This is a genomic window from Bacillus sp. AFS018417 (assembly GCF_002560985.1).
In the GTDB taxonomy this organism is placed as follows: domain Bacteria; phylum Bacillota; class Bacilli; order Bacillales; family Bacillaceae_G; genus Bacillus_A; species Bacillus_A rhizoplanae.
The window spans coordinates 11,824-28,744 of sequence record NZ_NTTM01000024.1; the positions used below are offsets into that span (position 1 = coordinate 11,824).

Genomic DNA, 16,921 nt, shown 5'->3' on the forward strand with positions numbered 1-16,921 from the left:
GATTATCCAGTTTTTTGCACACTTTGCGATTTTGGTGTTCGTTGTATTGTAAAAGCTTCTTTTCGTAATTCTTTAAATAGCGATGTCACCATTAATATAATAACAATTGAAAATGGAAATGCTGCGAGGATTGCTGCAATTTGCAGAGCATCTAAACCACCTGCTTGTAATAAGATTGCTGCAATTGCTGAAATGGTAAGTCCCCAAATGAGTTTTAAGCGATTGCTAGGAGATAAATTTCCATTACTTGTTTGCATGGCTACAACAAACGTTGCGGAGTCTGCAGATGTAACAAAGAATGTAGCGATTAAAATTAACGCAACAATTGTTAGAAATGATGAAAACGGTAAATGAGAAATGACAGCAAAAAGACCGGTTTCTATACCGTTTTTTGTAATTTCGTCCGCGATTCCCAATGATTGGAACATATCCATGTGAATGGCTGTTCCACCGAATACTGTAAACCAAAATGTGCAGATTAATGTTGGGACTAATACAACGCCGAAAATAAATTCACGAATTGTGCGTCCACGTGAAATTCGTGCAATAAATGTACCGACGAATGGCGACCAAGAAATCCACCATCCCCAATAGAAGAGTGTCCATTTTTCAATCCATGCAGAATCGTGATCGCTAAAAGCACCTAAGTTCAAGCTCATACTTGGCAATGACCCTATATAAGATCCTAATGTTGATATGAAATATTTTATAATAAAAACAGTTGGCCCGAAAATTAAAAAGGAAACGAGTAAAATTCCTGCAAGGGAAATGTTCAAGTTACTCAAATATTTAATCCCACGATCTAATCCTGTTTGTGCACTCGTTAAATAGAGGACTGTAAAGATTAAAATTAGTACGAGCTGTGTGCCAACTGTATTGCTAATAGAAGGGAATAAGTAATGTAATCCACTAGCAATTTGCTGTGCACCAATTCCTACGGATGGAACGATTCCGAATACTGTGGCTAAAACAGCTAAAATATCAACCGTTTTTCCGATAGGTGATGTTTTCGATCGATTAAATAAAGGAGTAACTGCAGCGCTAATTGTACTACCTTTTTGTTTGCGAAAGGTAAAGTATGCAAGAACTAAAGCGACGATTGCATATAATGACCAAGGGAATAATCCCCAATGGAAGAATGAATATTGCATTGCGAGTTCAGCACTTTGTTGGCTGCCAGGTTCACTTGTAAGAGGAGCATTTAAATGTGATATTGGTTCGGAAATGCCATAAAAGACGAGGCCGATTCCCATACCAGCTCCAAATAACATTGCGATCCATGAAAGGTAACTATATTTTGGTTTTTCATCATCTTTACCAAGACGAATGGAACCGTATTTCGAAAATGCTAAGTAAGCGGCTAAAAGAACCATTGCGGTCATTAATAGAGAATAAAACCATCCAAAATTACTGAGGATAAAAGAGTTTAACGACGAGGTAACACTTTGTAAATCATAGCCTTGTATCCATTTTGCTGGAAGTACACCCCATATAATAAACAAGGTTGTCAGCAAAATAGAGATATAAAATACACTGTTTTCTTTTTTGAGCATCCAATCCCACCTTTATTTAATAAAGTTAATAATTATATTAACCATAACAATTTTTAAGAGACGTGTCAAAACACGACCTTAGAAGTCGATGATAGATAGTAGAAAATGTAATATAAACTGAAACGTTTACAAATAGAGTTTTATATATTGTTTGTTCATCATTTTTTGCCACTTAAGTGTGTTATATTTCCAACAAGTATTATCAATCATTTTTATGTAAATAAGGCATTCTACAATTAATATCAATAAACCATAATTTATGTGATTTTACATCATTTACCTTTTATCATACCATAATTTTTAGATGAATAAAAATGGATCAAAAGCTACTATCTTTGATTTTGTAGGAGTCATAAGTTTTTGTATTACAACAGCAATTATTAACATTATTTGGTTTTTTATAGTTTTTCGTTCATCGTCAGTATCAAGTAAAGTTAATTTTTAAAAAATTCTAACGCATGTACATCTTTACTTTTTATGTAAAATAATATATTATATGGATATACAACATACCGGTTATTTTTGAGGAGGAGCCTGTCACTACAGGCTCCTCTTGTGTCTTTTTAAGGGGTCTGTGATGCAGACCCCTTTTGCTACGGAATAAATAAATGAAAATTTCAAAAAGATAAAATTTGAAGGGGGAGATGCATACATATAAGAAGATGGACGCATTGATGAAAGGAGGGGGAAGCGCTGTTGTTTAGCCATGAACTTGAAATAATTTACTTATACGGGTTTATTATAACGACATTCATTACTGTTATATATTTATTTTTTAGTGATGTGTTTGAATCATTATTTCACATAGTAGGCGGACCGACTTCACCTGTAACAATATTATTTAGCTTTCTTGCTATGTTTTGTGGTTTTGGATATATCTTTGAATATATGCTTTCTTGGGGAAGTATTTTTATTTTTGTCGTTGCCTTTTTTCTTGCACTTGTTGGTGTTATTACAATGAAAATGCTTATTTTAGCACCAATTTCTAAGGCAGAGCAAAATACAATGCACCGTATGGAAGAATTTATTGGGTGTAAGGGAGAAGTGATTATAACAATTCCGAAAGAAGGACTAGGTGAAGTTTTGTTAGTTTCTCAATTTGGCAGTAATGCGATGCCAGCTAAAACGATAGGAAAGAAAGATATTTTACAAGGATCTTATGTCATTGTTGAAGCTGTGCAAGACGGTGTTTTGCTTGTGCAAAATTTAGCAATGTCTTTAAAGAAACCAAAATAATAAGGAGGATTTATTATGGTTCCATTAATTATTGGCGGTGTTTTATTAGCAATATTAGCTATCCTTATTTTAGTCTTTATTACAAAATATCGTACTGTCGGTCCAGATGAAGCCTTGATTGTAACGGGAAGCGGACTAGGCAGTGGGAAAAATGTTGTTACAACAGATGATGGTAAGAAAATTAAGATTATTCGCGGTGGTGGTACATTTGTTGTACCAATTATGCAACAAGCAGAACCTCTCAGTTTATTAAACTATAAGTTAGAAGTGGGAACACGCGATACATATACGAAGCAAGGCGTTCCTGTAACAGTAAATGGTGTTTCTATTATTAAGGTGGGTTCTACAATTGAGGAGGTATCAACAGCAGCAGAGCAATATTTAGGAAAAGAAACAGAAGAATTAAAAATAGAAGCAAAGGAAGTGTTAGAAGGGCATTTACGCGCCATTTTATCTTCTATGACAGTTGAAGATGCTTATAGTAATAGAGAACAATTTGCACAAAAAGTACATGAAGTGGCTTCCACTGATTTGAAGAAGATGGGACTTCGCATTGTATCATTTACTATTAAGGAAATTAGTGATAAAAATGGATATTTAGATGCACTTGGACAGCCGCAAATTGCAACAGTAAAACGTGATGCAACAATTGCAAACGCAGAACGAGAAAAAGAGGCACGGATTGAAAAAGCGCGTGCTGAAAAAGAAGCAAAAGAAGCAGAGTATCAACGAGATGCACAAATTGCTGAAGCAGAGAAACATAAAGAATTAAAGGTGCAAGCATATAAAAGAGAGCAAGAACAAGCGCGTGCTGATGCAGACCTTTCATATGAATTACAGCAGGCGAAAGCACAACAAGGTGTAACAGAAGAGCAAATGCGTGTAAAAATTATTGAGCGTGAAAAACAAATCGAATTAGAAGAAAAAGAAATTGCTCGTCGTGAAAAGCAATACGACGCAGAAGTGAAGAAAAAAGCAGACGCTGATCGTTATGCAGTTGAGCAGGCAGCTGAAGCAGAAAAAGTGAAACAAATAAAAAGAGCAGATGCTGAGCAGTATAAGATTGAGGCTGAAGCAAGAGCACGCGCAGAAGAAGTGCGTGTTGAAGGTTTAGCAAAAGCAGAAGTACAAAAAGCACAAGGTACAGCGGAAGCAGATGTCATTAAACTGAAAGGTCTTGCTGAAGCAGAAGCAAAACAAAAAATTGCTGAAGCATTTGAACTATACGGTCAAGCAGCGATTATGGATATGGTACTGAAAATGTTACCAAGTTATGCGAAAGAAATTGCAAGCCCGCTTAGTAATATCGACAAAATTACAGTTGTGGATACAGGCGGCGGTGGAAAAAACAGCGGTGCTGGTAAAGTAGCAGGCTATGCAACAGATTTAATGGCAACGATGCAAGAAACATTAAAAGCTTCTTCAGGGATTGATTTGAAAGAATTGCTGGAAAGTTTTGCAGGGAAAGGTGCAGTGCAGCAGACAACGAAGGAAAAGATGGTTGTGCAAGTAGTTGAAGAAAACAAAGATAATAATTAGTTAAAAATAAGAAAACTCTAGNNCTAGAGTTTTCTTATTTTTAGTATATCTATAAAAAAGACTAGATATGATTGAATCAAGTGACATAGGGATTACATTGCTATAAGGTTGGTTATAGATTCATAGCTTGTATAGGAAATAGATCTCCTAGTACAATCTATATAAGAGGAATGTGTTTCATATAATGCAAATTTAAATTTCTGTATATTCTTAAAATTAAAGTGTGATATCAGTTAGGGGATCTTGCTTTGAAACTGAAAAAACTAAAATTGCAGCCAAGAGTTGCATTATTTATAGGTATTCTTGTTTTGTTCGTTATCGTTCAAATGAGTATTTTATTTTATTACATATTATCTGATAGCATGGAAGATCAAATTGGGAAGAAAGCTTTACAGGTAGCTAAGACAGTGGCTTCTATACCAGAAATTCATAAGGCATTTCACACAAATCATCCATCTGAAGTGATTCAGCCGATTGCAGAACAAATTCGAGCTGAAACGGGTGCAGAATTTATTGTAGTCGGTAATAAGGAAGGGATTCGGTACGCGCATCCTGTGCCGGATAGAATTGGTGAAAAAATGGTTGGTGGAGATAACGAAGGTGTGCTAAAAGAGGGAAGGTCTTACGTATCAAAGGCGACTGGAACTTTAGGGCTTTCTGTACGTGGAAAAGTTCCAATTCGTGATGAAACGAATAAGGTTATAGGAGTTGTGTCCGTGGGATTTCTTGCGGAGGATATACATGAAGTAATAGAAAAACATAGTGTTCCAATCTTGTGGGTAGCTGTATGTGGACTTGTAGTAGGTATTGTTGGTTCTGTCTATTTGGCACGGGGTATTAAAAAATTAATGTTTGGATTAGAGCCGGAAGAGATTTCTTCTTTGTATGAGGAGCATAGCGCTGTAATTCAATCTGTACGTGAAGGGATTATAGTTATTGATAAACGAGGGTGTATTAGTTTAGTAAATCAGGCAGCCTGCGATATCCTTTCTCTAAGGCAAGAGGAGTCTGTTATTGGGAAGCCTATTTTGCAGATTGTGCCCAATTCTTCCATATTAGAAGTACTTCGGACTGGAGAGGAACAATTGGATCGACAAATGGATTTAAACGGGAAAGTAGTGATTGTAAATCGATTGCCTGTCAAAGTAGAAAATGAAGTAATCGGAGTCGTTTCTAGTTTCCGGCTAAAATCAGAGATTGATCAGTTAACCGAAGAACTCTCACAAGTAAAAACATATACAGAAGCACTTCGTGCTCAGACACATGAATATAAGAATTTTTTATATACATTATCAGGATTAATTCAACTAGAATCTTATGAGGAAGCGATAGAGCTTATTCATAAAGAAACAGCTCTTCAGCAGGATTTTGTGCAATTTATTATGACAAAATTACAAAATCCGTGGTTAGGAGGAATTGTAGTTGGTTTTTATAATCGTGCTAGAGAATTAAAAATTGATTTAATAATAGATCGAGAGAGTTGTTTGAAAGAATTGCCAACTCATATAGATAGTAACCATGTTGTATCAATTCTCGGCAATTTAATCACGAATGCTTTCGAATCAGTAGAGAGAAAAGAAGAGACTAAGAAAATAGTAAACTTATTTGTAACAGATATTGGAGATGAAATTATTATTGAAGTAGAAGATTCTGGATTCGGAATTGATGATAAGATTGTTGCACATATCTTTCATAAAGGTTTTTCTACGAAAGAAGGAGAAAAGCGTGGGTATGGATTGGCTAAAGTGAAAGAATTAGTAGATGAATTGCATGGTAACATTACGATTGAAAAAGGGGACTTAGGGGGAGCTTTATTTATTGTGGCGTTACCAAAGGAAAGAGGGGAATAGCATGTCTCAAACTATTGAGGTGTTAATTGTAGAGGACGATGTTCGCATTGCTGAAATTCATCGCCGTTTTACTGATAAAGTGGAAGGGTTTACTGTAGTGGGTACAGCAATAACAGGGGAGCAAGCAAAGGAATGGATCGAACTTGTAAAGCCGCAGCTTGTATTACTTGATGTTTATTTACCTGATATGAAAGGAACAGATTTAGTAACGTTCATTCGTCATAATGTGCCAGATACAGATGTTATTATGATTACTGCAGCATCTGAAGTTGAGGTTGTTCAGCGTGCACTCCGTGGTGGTGTATTTGATTATATTGTAAAACCGCTTATGTTTGAAAGATTCAAGGAAAGTTTAGAAAACTATCGAAATAAAGTGGAGAAATTAAAGCAATCTCAAAAATTATCACCAGAACAGATTGAAAGTTTATGGAACAGGAGAACGCAGGGGGTGGGTATTCATACAGAACATTCACCTAAGGGGATTGATCCTCTGACTCTAAAAAAAATTTTACAGTGTGTGCTAACAATGGAGTATAACGGAATAACTGCGGAAATGCTTAGTAAAGAATCGGGAGTCAGCCGTTCGACAGCAAGGCGATATTTAGAGTATTTAATTTCGCAGAAGAAAATTTATGCTGAACTGATTTATGGAAATGTGGGACGACCAGAAAGAAGATATTTCCCTATTTCTTCATAAATAAAGTAGAAGAGCAGCCTTCATACAAAGGGGATGCTCTTTTTTGTGGGAGGAGTAGCTCAGAGTAGATGAAAAAAGAAACTCCTTATGGGAAAGGAGTTTCTTGTATAGAATATAAGCGATTCTTGTTTCTATCGTATTAGACTAAAATATGATTATACATGTTACAAATTATTGTGATGCGGGCTTCTTTATCCCGCATTAACGGACAGTAAGCCCCCCCGCTTCAAGATTCGCAGGAGATAAGTGGCGGGAGTTTTCATAAAGAAATTACCCCTGTAAGAATAGCAATGAATAACATAAAGAGTGTCGTTCCAACGGCCCATTTTAATGTGAATCGTTGATGATCTCCAAAATCAACTTTCGCCATTCCTACTAATAAATATGTAGATGCAACGAGTGGACTAAGCATATGAACAGGTTGTCCTAATAAGGAAGCTCTTCCCATTTCAGCAGCACTAACTCCGTAGCTTGCTGCAGCTTTCGTAAGAATAGGTAGCACACCGAAATAGTAAGCATCATTAGACATAAAAAACGTGAATGGCATACTTGTAATTGCTGTAATGATTGGCAGATGCGGGCCAAGGGAATCTGGAATAAGAGCAACTAAACTATGTGCCATCGCATCGACCATTTTTGTTCCTGATAAAATACCCGTGAAAATACCAGCTGCGAATACTAAGGAAACAACTGCTAATACATTTCCAGCATGAGAAGCAATCCGTTCTTTTTGTTGTTCAAGGTTCGGATAGTTAATCATGACAGCAATTGCAAAGGCAAGCATAAATAAAACAGGAAGAGGTAAAATTTCCATAATTAAACATGTCATAAGAACCACAGTTAATAAGAAATTAATCCATAATAATTTTGGACGTTTATAATCATATACTTCTACAGTTGCTGCTTGCTCTGTAAAAGCTGATTTCTCTGCTTTGGAAAATTGAATATCGACGATTCCTAATCGTTTCTGTTCCTTTTTTCCAAGCATGTAAGCGACAAAAATCACCCATAGTGCCCCGCCGATTAACGCTGGAATAAGCGGTGTAAATAATTGAGAAGCGTCAAGGCCAAGTGCGCTCATTGCTCTAGCAGTAGGACCACCCCATGGAATAATATTTGTTACACCAGCGCCTAGCATGACAATTCCGGCCAAAATGAGCGGATTCATATTAAGGCGTTTATATAGCGGATACATAGCAGATACAGTAATCATATATGTTGTTGTACCATCACCATCTAAAGAAACAAGTAGTGTCAAAATGGCTGTTCCAACAACAATTTTTAATGGATCTCCTTTTACAATTTTTAATATTCTCGAAATAGCGGGATCGAATAAACCGCTATCAATCATAATACCAAAGTATAAAATAGCAAACATTAACATAATACCAGTGGGTGCTAAATTTTTAATCCCCGCTAACATCATCGGTCCTACATTAGCATAAAAACCGCTTATTATAGCAAATAGAGTAGGAATAAGCATTAAGGCCACTAGTGCGGACATTCGCCTTGTCATAATTAAAAACATGAACACAAATACCATTGCAAATCCTAATATCGCTAACATGAAAAACCCCTCCTTAATAAATTGATTACGCTTTCAATAAATGATTTAATTTTCAGATAATGGCGTTATTACGGTCATGATACGTGATAAAGGATACCTGGTAAATAATTAGAGAAATAAATCTATTAAAAGCATAATTTTTATATAGTTCATTTTGTTCACAGGTTTATCAGAAAATGGGCAAGAAACTCCCATCTTCAAAACGCGCAGGGCATAGCCCAGTTTAAGGTGGGGATGAAGCAACCCCGCTGATGGAAGTTTTACTTTACTATATTGGTATAGCTAACTAAAAAATGTAATACAATTCAAATCTTTTAAAATATAAAAGATCTGGAATAACAGTGATAGAATGGGTGAGGAAAATGAGATTTTGAATAGGAAAGTAAGGAGTAGAGCTTGTATGAAAGCAGTTATTGAAAGTGTCTATAGTCCATGTAATGGAGTAGTAGAAGAAGTGTTAATCAATGAAACGTCTCATATATATGAATGGGAAAAGTTACTTATTATTAGAAATAATAAAGGTGTATTAGAAGAAGCAGCGGTTGGGATTAGTGGAAATATAGTATCTGTAGATGTAGTAGTTGGACAGGAAGTAGATACGAATACGGTATTGTGTAAAGTAGAAGATGATTTTTTAATAACGGGATGCGAATAAATTTCATTTTATTAAAATATAAAAAACAAAAACGAGTATGTGTGTAAGTAATACATGTACTCGTTTTTTGTAATGAAAAATGATATACCGAAGGGTTCTATTCATTGCTATCTATTAATATTTTTAATATGAATGAAAGATTATCCCGCTATTCCCACCTGAAGATTGAGAGAAACGAAGAAGATAGGTGGGGAATAACTGTTGGCATGCTCCCGATTGGTGAGAGCTTTCCATCAGTGGGGATGAAGAAGACCCCCACTGATGGAAGCTTCACTTTATTTTTTATTTATTTTTGTTATCATAATTGATAATATAATCATAAGATATAGAAAAGGAAGTAGGTTTTTATATATGAAAGAAAAAAAGATGGATATATTATTTCATCCAATTCGCTTTCAACTTATTCAAGAGTTTATTGGAGGAGAACGGTTAACAGCAAAGCAGCTTGCTAAAAAATTACCTCATATTCCACAAGCGACGTTATATCGCCATTTAGAAAAATTAACAACAGCACATATTTTACAAGTTGCTCAGGAAACACAAATACGAGGAACGGTTGAAAAATTATATGTGTTAAATATCAGTATGGCCAGCATTTCACAAAAGGATTTGCAAGATGTAACGAAAGAAGAACATATGCAATATTTCATGATGTTTGTTACACAGCTTACAGCAAATTTTAAGGATTATTTGCAGCAAGATCAGATTGATTTTGAGAAAGATGGAGTGGGGTATCGTCAAGCAAGTTTTTATATGAGTGATGAGGAGTTTCAAGAATTTGCACAGGAAATGAGTGGATTGTTTTTAAAAGCAATGGAGCGCAAGCCATCTCCAGAGCGAAAGAGAAGAACAATTTCAACAATTGTAATTCCTGAAAAAAATGGGAAGGGAGAATAAAAAAGATGGGAAAAGAATTGTTCGTTACAATTGAAAGTGCAGTTTCACTTCAAGGGACGTTAACAATTCCAGTATACGAAGCACAAACATACCCAGCTATTTTACTTATTGGCGGAACTGGAAAAGGAGATCGGGATGGAAATGTTCGCGGTTTAAAACTACATTTATATAAAGGTTTAGCAGATTATTTCACTTCATTAGGATTTGCAACGCTACGTTACGATAAGCGCGGTACGCACAAAAGTGAAGGCGATTATTACAAAACAGGTGTTGCAGACTTAATTGATGATGGGGTTGCTTGCGTACGTTTTTTAAAGGAGCATCCGCAAATTGATCCAAAGCGAATCGTAATTGTAGGTCATAGTGAAGGAGCTTTACTCGCGCCAGCTATTTATGTAAGAGAATCAGTTGCTAACTTAATTTTACTTAGCGGCGGAGCTGAGCCTTCGAAAACATTACTTCCAAGACAAATGGAAACGGTAGTGAAAGAATTGGAAGTAACACCTGGATTTCGAGGATGGTTATATCGCTTTTTAAAACTTCCACAACGTATTAAGAAACAGAATGAAGCGGTGATGGGAAAAATACAACAATCATCAAAGCCTGTTATGCGAATAAAAGGGGCAAAGGTAAATGCAAAGTGGATACGTGAACAATTTCAATATAATGTCGTAGAGTATTTAGAGAAAGTAACATGTCCCGTTTTGGCGATTACTGGAGATCGAGATATACAAGTGCCGCCAGAACAGGCAAAGGATATTGCTGAATATGTAGCTGGTGAGGCAGAGTGGCATGTCATCCCGAACATGAATCATATTTTACGAGAAGTCGAGAAAAATCATACAATGCTAGGCCTAATGAAGGAATATAAGGGGCTTGTGGATAAGAATATTCAAGAAGAGTTATTGTATGTTATGAAGGATTGGTTAGCAAAATACAATCTTCCATAGGAGATGGGACTGTGCGAAGAAAAAACGTTTCATTTCTCGTGTTACTTGGACTATTGGTGGTAATGACAGCTTGTGGAAAACAGAATCAAACAGAGTTTATGATAGTGAAAAAGGAAGACGTAGATACAAAGAAAGAGAACTGGATGGATAAGCAGTTATTACTTTCATCACAGCTCGGAGATACAGAAACAGTTGTAAAATTGATAAAAAGCGGAGCAAATTTGAATGTAAGAGGTACACAAGGGGAAACACCGGTTATGGCAGCAACGTATTATAACCATATTGATACTGTGAAAACATTATTAGCAGCCGGAGCAGATGTAAATATTCAAGATAATCACAAAGATAATCCGTTTTTATATGCTGCGGCAGAGGGGACTTTAGAAATTTTAAAGTTAACAATTGAAGCAGGTGCGGATCCAAAGATAATGAATCAATTTGGCGATACAGCATTAATTCCAGCAGCAGAGCGCGGCCATGTTGAAGTTGTAAAGGAACTTCTCGCTTATACAGATATCGATGTCAATCATATTAACAATCTTGGCTGGACTGCATTAATGGAAGCTGTTCTTTTAGGAAGTGGAGGTAAAGAATATCAGCAAATTGTACAGATGTTAATAGAACACAATGCTGATGTAAACATTCCCGATAAAGAAGGGGTTACTCCGCTTCAGCATGCTAAAGAAAGAGGATTTACAAAAATCCAGTCTATACTAGAAAAAGCGGGGGCTTATTGATGGAAACACCTTACACGTTTCATTGTGTGAGGTGTTTTTTTATTATTAAAAGCATTATTTTTTGGTTTGTATCCAAATACCACTTACCATTCTTTTGTATCCATTCTTTTTGTGTGTAGTTATTTTGGTTTTATGATTTATAAGATAGTTGTGCAGCTTGTAAGATTTTTTTATCCCACATTAATGGGCAGTAAGACCCATTACCTCAAGGTTTAGAGTGAATCGAGGAAGATATAGGTGGGGGATGAAAAAAAACCCACTAATGGAAGTTTCACTTTATTACAATCATAGCAAAAAATGCAGAAGAACTGTTCTGATTTTGGTTGTTTTATCTTAAAAAACATAGTGTTAGCAAGGACTTTTAACTGTAGCTATCTCTTGTACAAAATACGTGCAAGAAATAGAAAAGTTAATTATACTAGTGCTACATTTCATTTTTTATTAAAAGAGGGATTCAGATGAATATGAGTAAGAAAATTTTCACACTAATGTTAGCTTTCACTTTGTTTGCCGTACCAACATTTGCACAAGCAAAAACCTATAGTGGTAGTAAATCGTCAGTTTCATCTCATTCTAGTAGCGGAGGATTCAGCACGAAAGGATCGACTTCTGGCAGCTCTCGTTCTTCAGATGGGACATATCATTCTGGCTATAAATCTTCGTCATCAAATGTGCAATCGAAGAAACCAGCTTCTGTAGATCGTACACCACAGTCACAGCCAGCTCCTAAGAAATCTAGCTTTTGGGGTCATGCAGCATCATTTGGGGCAGGAGCTTTACTAGGTAGTATGCTACATCCATTTGGAAATCATGGAGTTGGTGGAGTAGGCGGAAGCTTCTTTTCTAGTGGTTTATTAATAGATATCCTCATTATTTTAGGAATTATTTGGATTATACGTCGTATTTTCGCAAGACGTTAAGAAGGAGGGACGACGATGAAGATTTACTTTATTGAACAAGATATAGTTGATGCGGTTTGTGTACACTCGGCCGCTATACATGCGTATCGTCCGGAGCAAATTGATGTTGATTTGCAGTTTCATCCGAATAGAGGGTTTGGCGCCAGTGCTCGTTTACCGTATCGAACTGTAGAGCTTGGTGAGCAGGAGTTAATTGATGCAATTGCATTTTATCTAAGGGAATATCACAACTTTATTCCAGAAAGTTTGCGTATTGACTTACAATTCCATGAGCAAACAGGGTTTGCAGCGGATGTCGAAGTAGCGTAGATAAGAAACCCTTCCTAAAGTTAAGTTACTTTAGGAAGGGGGAGGAAAAATGCTTTTTTACGGAATAAAATAATATAAATGTGAAATCAACCTGATTATAGTATATGAAGTATGTTTTAAAGACTAGTGTCTAAATAGACGCTAGTCTTTTGTTTTAATAATATTTTTAGTTTGAAAATTGAGATATTAATAGAGCCTCTCTATAATATGAATTAACTTTTACAACTAGAAGGAAGGGAATAGATATGAGAAGGATGCTTGTGATAAGTGATATTCATGGTGAATTAGAGAAGTTTGAAAAGTTATTAGAAAAAGTAGAGTACAATCCAAAAAATGATCAATTAATTTTGTTAGGAGATTATGTAGACCGTGGTCCTAATGCTAAAGAGGTAATTGAAAAAGTAATGCAATTAAAAGAAGTTGGCGCGTTCGTCTTAAAAGGTAATCATGAAGATATGATGATAAAAGCCTTAACGACAGAGGAAGAAAAATTCTGGAATCATTGGGTAAAGAGAAACGGAGGAGATCAAACGTTACATAGCTATGGCTTTTCTGAAAGTGATATTGCTGTAAGTGAAGAGGAATTCATAAGACCGCAGTTACAGTCTGAGGTGCTAGAACAACATATAGAATTTATAAAAGAGCTAGACCACTATATTGAAACAGATGATTATATTTTTGCTCACGCGGGTGTACAACCAATGACACCTGTTTCTGAAACGGATGCGTATACATTAATGTGGATTAGAGATGAGTTTCATAATGGATATACTGGCGAGAAAGTGGTTGTATTTGGGCATACAGAAACAAAAGTCCTTCACGGGGATAACGAGAATTTTGGCGTGTATTTTGGTGAAAATCGTATCATTGGTATTGATGGAGGGGCCGTATACGGCGGCCAGCTGAACTGTTTAGAATTGCCAAGTCAAAAAGTATATTCTATAAAATAAGAAAGATTCCCTATACAAACGAGCTAATGTAGGGGAAAAGAGGAGATAAGGGATCAAAACAATGATGAACCCTTATCTCTTTTTATTTTTGTTAAGGGAATTTTAAGGAATAGATTCGATAATAAGTCTTACTTAATGAATAATGAAGCATAGGAAAGGAGAAAGGACTTTGAAAAAGTGGATTAGTATTTTAGGAGTTCTTATCATTGTACTCGGTGCAGGGGCTTGGTATGTATTTAGGGATAAATCGCAACCAGTGACGAATCAAGCAGTAAGTGTGGCAGTTCAAAAAGGGAAACTAGATGTGAAAGTAACAGGTTCTGGTTCTACCCAATCTATGACAAATGAAGATATTACAGCAGGCTCAAATAAAGTAGTTGAGTCAGTATTAGTTTCAGCAAACGATGTAGTGAAACAAGGTCAGGAGTTAATTACATTTACAGATGGAAGTGATTCAATTGTAGCACCAGCTGATGGAACGATTACATCTATATCAGTGCAAGCTGGAGATCGTGTAACGAGTGGGAAGGCTGTTGCTCATATTACAAACTACAGTGATTTAGAAACAGTTATTCAAGTTGATGAATTAGACATTCCAAAAGTGCAGGTTGGACAAAGTGTAACATTAAAAGTGAATTCATTCCCAGATACAACCTATACAGGAAAGGTAACAGATGTAGCGAAGGAAGGAACAGTTTCTAATGGTGTATCTTCCTTTAATGTAACGATTCATATTGATGATCCAAAAGATGTGAAAATTGGAATGACAACAGAAGCTAGTATTTTGACTGATAGTAAAGACAATGTTCTATATGTTCCGGTAGAAGCAGTTCATACAAAAGGAGATCAAAAATTTGTTTTTGTTCAATCTTCAGCATCTTCTTCTAATGGAAAGGCAAATATGCAGCGAAAAGTTGTTAAAACGGGTATTCATAATGAAGATTCCGTAGAAATTACGGAAGGATTGCAAGAAGGAGAAAATATTCAATTGCCTATGGCTGCACAAGGAAATGGAACGAATAATTACAATAATAAACAAGGAGGCTTTATGATGACACCAGGCGGAGGCATGGGAGGAGGCTTTGGTGGCAGAGGGATGAATAGAAATAAATCTGAAGGGAGAGGGTGAGAATGAAACCGATTATTGAGATTCAGAATATGACCAAATCATATGAGATGGGCGGAGAGATTGTACGTGCACTCGATGGTGTTTCTCTTACAATCTATGAAAGTGATTTTCTCTCTATTATTGGCCCTTCTGGATCAGGGAAATCTACGTTTATGAATATGGTTGGTTGTTTAGATCGTCCAGATGATGGACAGTATCTATTGGATGGAGAAGTAGTAGATAAACTGAATGATAATCAACTAGCCACGATTCGAAACGAAAAAATTGGTTTTATCTTTCAAAACTTTAATTTGCTAACGAAATTAACAGCAATTGAGAACGTTGAACTTCCGCTTTTATATCGGGGAATAAGTACAAAAGAAAGAACGAATACCGCGTATAGTTGTTTAGAAAAAGTTGGTTTGCAACAGAGAGCTCATCATTTACCTAGCCAATTGTCAGGTGGACAGCAGCAGCGCGTTGCAATTGCACGCGCTTTAGTTGGAAGCCCACCAATCTTATTAGCCGATGAGCCGACAGGAGCATTAGATAGCAAAACAAGTGAAGAAATTATTGGGGTAATGAAAGAGCTGCATGTGCAGGGACATACAATTATTTTAATTACGCACGACTTAGAAGTAGCAAAACAAGCAAACCGAATTGTTCGTATACAAGATGGACAATTGTTTGAAAGTAGAGGTGAGTACATTGGGGCTAATACAATCCATCAAAATGGCAATGCGCAGTATCAAAGGTAATAAACTACGAGCATTTTTAACGATGCTAGGCATTATTATTGGTGTTTCGTCTGTTATTGTACTCGTCTCAATTGGTCAAGGCTCAAGTCAAGCTGTAACAAATCAAATTAATAGTTTAGGTACGAATTTGTTAACGATAAATATGATGGGATCTGACGCGATAAAACTTACTGAACAAGATATTGCAAAGTTTCAAAAGATTGATGGGATAAAGGAAATGTCTCCCGTTGTTTCGGGACGAGTTACTGTAAAGAATGGGACGGTTTCAACACAAGTATCACTTACTGGCACAAATAGTTCTTATCAGCAAGTTCGCGATATGAAAATAAACGAAGGTCGTTTCTTATCAGATATGGATGTAGAATATAGACAAAAAGTCATTGTACTTGGTGCGAATACAGCACAAAATTTATTTGGATTTGAAAATCCAGTTGGAAAAGATGTACAAGTAAATGGTAGCTCTTTTAAAATAGTAGGTGTACTTGCCTCAAAAGGTGGTTCTATGGGGCAAAGCGGTGATGATGTTATTATTATGCCGTTGAGTACAGCACAGCGAATTGTAAAGAACACAAGTATACAGACAGTGTATGTACAAGTGAGCAGTGAGGAAAAACTAAATACTGTCATGGCACAAATTCAAAATAAATTAGCTGTAATGTTCCCGAATAAGCAAGATAACTACAGCGTATTTAATCAAAAAGATTTAGTAGATACGATGAGTTCGGTAACAGGTACAATGACGATGATGCTTGGAGGAATTGCTTGTATTTCCTTATTAGTCGGCGGAATCGGAATTATGAATATTATGCTTGTATCTGTTTCAGAACGAACGAAAGAAATTGGCATTCGTAAAGCAATTGGGGCGAAAAGAAGAGATATTTTACTACAATTTCTGATTGAAGCAGTAGTACTAAGTTCACTTGGAGGATTAATCGGAATGGGAATAGGGCTATTGGTTGCAAAGGTTATTTCCATGGCAGCAGGCATGACAATTGCTTATTCCCTCCCTGTTACATTGCTTGCATTTTTGTTCTCCTTATTAGTAGGAGTTGGATTTGGGGTATTTCCAGCCAATAAAGCATCGAAGTTGCACCCTATTCAAGCACTTCGCTATGAATAGAACATGTTATTGGCAGTAGTTTTGCCTAGAAATTGAAGCGATCGCATAGTGCGGCCGCTTTCTTTTGCTAGGATA

General features: G+C 36.2%; 16 protein-coding genes. 14 read left to right on the forward strand and 2 right to left on the reverse strand.

The genetic code is table 11. From position 1 onward, the window contains the following. Positions 1–2 precede the first annotated feature (2 nt). Positions 3–1,553: a glycine betaine transporter OpuD gene (gene opuD / locus CN326_RS10460; RefSeq protein ID WP_098308963.1), complete on the reverse strand. Its 1,551-nt coding sequence runs from the start codon at positions 1,551–1,553 to the stop codon at positions 3–5. A gap of 693 nt (positions 1,554–2,246) precedes the next feature. On the opposite strand from opuD, the gene CN326_RS10465 reads away from it, so the two are divergent. From CN326_RS10465 to CN326_RS10480, 4 genes are all read left to right on the forward strand, one after another. Continuing rightward, complete coding sequence (locus tag CN326_RS10465; RefSeq protein WP_098308964.1) at positions 2,247–2,789, forward strand: NfeD family membrane protein; 543 nt, start codon at positions 2,247–2,249, stop codon at positions 2,787–2,789. Between the two features lie 12 nt (positions 2,790–2,801). After that, positions 2,802–4,328, forward strand: a complete 1,527-nt coding sequence (locus CN326_RS10470) for a flotillin lipid rafts scaffold protein FloT (RefSeq protein WP_098308965.1) — start codon at positions 2,802–2,804, stop codon at positions 4,326–4,328. Between the two features lie 248 nt (positions 4,329–4,576). Continuing rightward, positions 4,577–6,178 carry an ATP-binding protein gene (locus CN326_RS10475; protein WP_141525024.1) on the forward strand — a complete coding sequence of 534 codons (1,602 nt, stop codon included), beginning with the start codon at positions 4,577–4,579 and terminating at the stop codon, positions 6,176–6,178. 1 nt (position 6,179) lies between these two features. Then, a complete protein-coding gene (locus CN326_RS10480) occupies positions 6,180–6,875 on the forward strand; it encodes a response regulator (RefSeq protein WP_098308966.1) in 696 nt (231 codons plus the stop codon). 259 nt (positions 6,876–7,134) lie between these two features. On the opposite strand, the gene CN326_RS10485 is transcribed toward CN326_RS10480, so the two are convergent. After that, a complete protein-coding gene (locus CN326_RS10485) occupies positions 7,135–8,442 on the reverse strand; it encodes a CitMHS family transporter (protein ID WP_098308967.1) in 1,308 nt (435 codons plus the stop codon). 400 nt (positions 8,443–8,842) lie between these two features. Here CN326_RS10485 and CN326_RS10490 point away from each other — a divergent pair, with 400 nt between their 5' ends. The 10 genes from CN326_RS10490 (at position 8,843) to CN326_RS10535 (ending at position 16,846) form a co-directional block, all read left to right on the forward strand. Then, complete coding sequence (locus CN326_RS10490; protein ID WP_098308968.1) at positions 8,843–9,097, forward strand: hypothetical protein; 255 nt, start codon at positions 8,843–8,845, stop codon at positions 9,095–9,097. Between the two features lie 351 nt (positions 9,098–9,448). Continuing rightward, on the forward strand, positions 9,449–9,994 hold the full coding sequence (locus CN326_RS10495) for a helix-turn-helix domain-containing protein (protein ID WP_098309099.1): 546 nt from the start codon (positions 9,449–9,451) through the stop codon (positions 9,992–9,994). A gap of 5 nt (positions 9,995–9,999) precedes the next feature. Further along, positions 10,000–10,944: an alpha/beta hydrolase family protein gene (locus CN326_RS10500; protein ID WP_098308969.1), complete on the forward strand. Its 945-nt coding sequence runs from the start codon at positions 10,000–10,002 to the stop codon at positions 10,942–10,944. 11 nt (positions 10,945–10,955) lie between these two features. Continuing rightward, positions 10,956–11,681 (forward strand): ankyrin repeat domain-containing protein, encoded by a 726-nt coding sequence (locus CN326_RS10505; protein WP_098308970.1) that lies wholly within the window; start codon positions 10,956–10,958, stop codon positions 11,679–11,681. A gap of 458 nt (positions 11,682–12,139) precedes the next feature. Then, on the forward strand, positions 12,140–12,601 hold the full coding sequence (locus CN326_RS10510) for a hypothetical protein (RefSeq protein ID WP_098308971.1): 462 nt from the start codon (positions 12,140–12,142) through the stop codon (positions 12,599–12,601). Positions 12,602–12,616: 15 nt separating this feature from the next. Beyond that, entirely contained in the window at positions 12,617–12,910 is a 294-nt protein-coding gene (locus CN326_RS10515) for a DUF2653 family protein (RefSeq protein WP_098308972.1), read from the forward strand. Between the two features lie 245 nt (positions 12,911–13,155). Beyond that, entirely contained in the window at positions 13,156–13,860 is a 705-nt protein-coding gene (locus CN326_RS10520; protein ID WP_098308973.1) for a metallophosphoesterase family protein, read from the forward strand. A gap of 169 nt (positions 13,861–14,029) precedes the next feature. Continuing rightward, a complete protein-coding gene (locus CN326_RS10525) occupies positions 14,030–14,989 on the forward strand; it encodes an efflux RND transporter periplasmic adaptor subunit (RefSeq protein ID WP_255258122.1) in 960 nt (319 codons plus the stop codon). Positions 14,990–14,991: 2 nt separating this feature from the next. Next, positions 14,992–15,726 carry an ABC transporter ATP-binding protein gene (locus CN326_RS10530; RefSeq protein ID WP_098308975.1) on the forward strand — a complete coding sequence of 245 codons (735 nt, stop codon included), beginning with the start codon at positions 14,992–14,994 and terminating at the stop codon, positions 15,724–15,726. After that, entirely contained in the window at positions 15,677–16,846 is a 1,170-nt protein-coding gene (locus tag CN326_RS10535; protein ID WP_255258123.1) for an ABC transporter permease, read from the forward strand. The genes CN326_RS10530 and CN326_RS10535 overlap by 50 nt, the downstream gene beginning before the upstream one ends. Positions 16,847–16,921 lie beyond the last annotated feature (75 nt).

Excerpts from the sequence above, each read along its gene's own strand:
- opuD (WP_098308963.1), bottom strand. The coding sequence starts at position 1,553 with ATGCTCAAAAAAGAAAACAGTGTATTTTATATCTCTATTTTGCTGACA.
- CN326_RS10480 (WP_098308966.1), top strand. The coding sequence starts at position 6,180 with ATGTCTCAAACTATTGAGGTGTTAATTGTAGAGGACGATGTTCGCATT.
- CN326_RS10485 (WP_098308967.1), bottom strand. The coding sequence starts at position 8,442 with ATGTTAGCGATATTAGGATTTGCAATGGTATTTGTGTTCATGTTTTTA.
- CN326_RS10490 (WP_098308968.1), top strand. The coding sequence starts at position 8,843 with ATGAAAGCAGTTATTGAAAGTGTCTATAGTCCATGTAATGGAGTAGTA.
- CN326_RS10495 (WP_098309099.1), top strand. The coding sequence starts at position 9,449 with ATGAAAGAAAAAAAGATGGATATATTATTTCATCCAATTCGCTTTCAA.
- CN326_RS10500 (WP_098308969.1), top strand. The coding sequence starts at position 10,000 with ATGGGAAAAGAATTGTTCGTTACAATTGAAAGTGCAGTTTCACTTCAA.
- CN326_RS10510 (WP_098308971.1), top strand. The coding sequence starts at position 12,140 with ATGAATATGAGTAAGAAAATTTTCACACTAATGTTAGCTTTCACTTTG.
- CN326_RS10515 (WP_098308972.1), top strand. The coding sequence starts at position 12,617 with ATGAAGATTTACTTTATTGAACAAGATATAGTTGATGCGGTTTGTGTA.
- CN326_RS10520 (WP_098308973.1), top strand. The coding sequence starts at position 13,156 with ATGAGAAGGATGCTTGTGATAAGTGATATTCATGGTGAATTAGAGAAG.
- CN326_RS10530 (WP_098308975.1), top strand. The coding sequence starts at position 14,992 with ATGAAACCGATTATTGAGATTCAGAATATGACCAAATCATATGAGATG.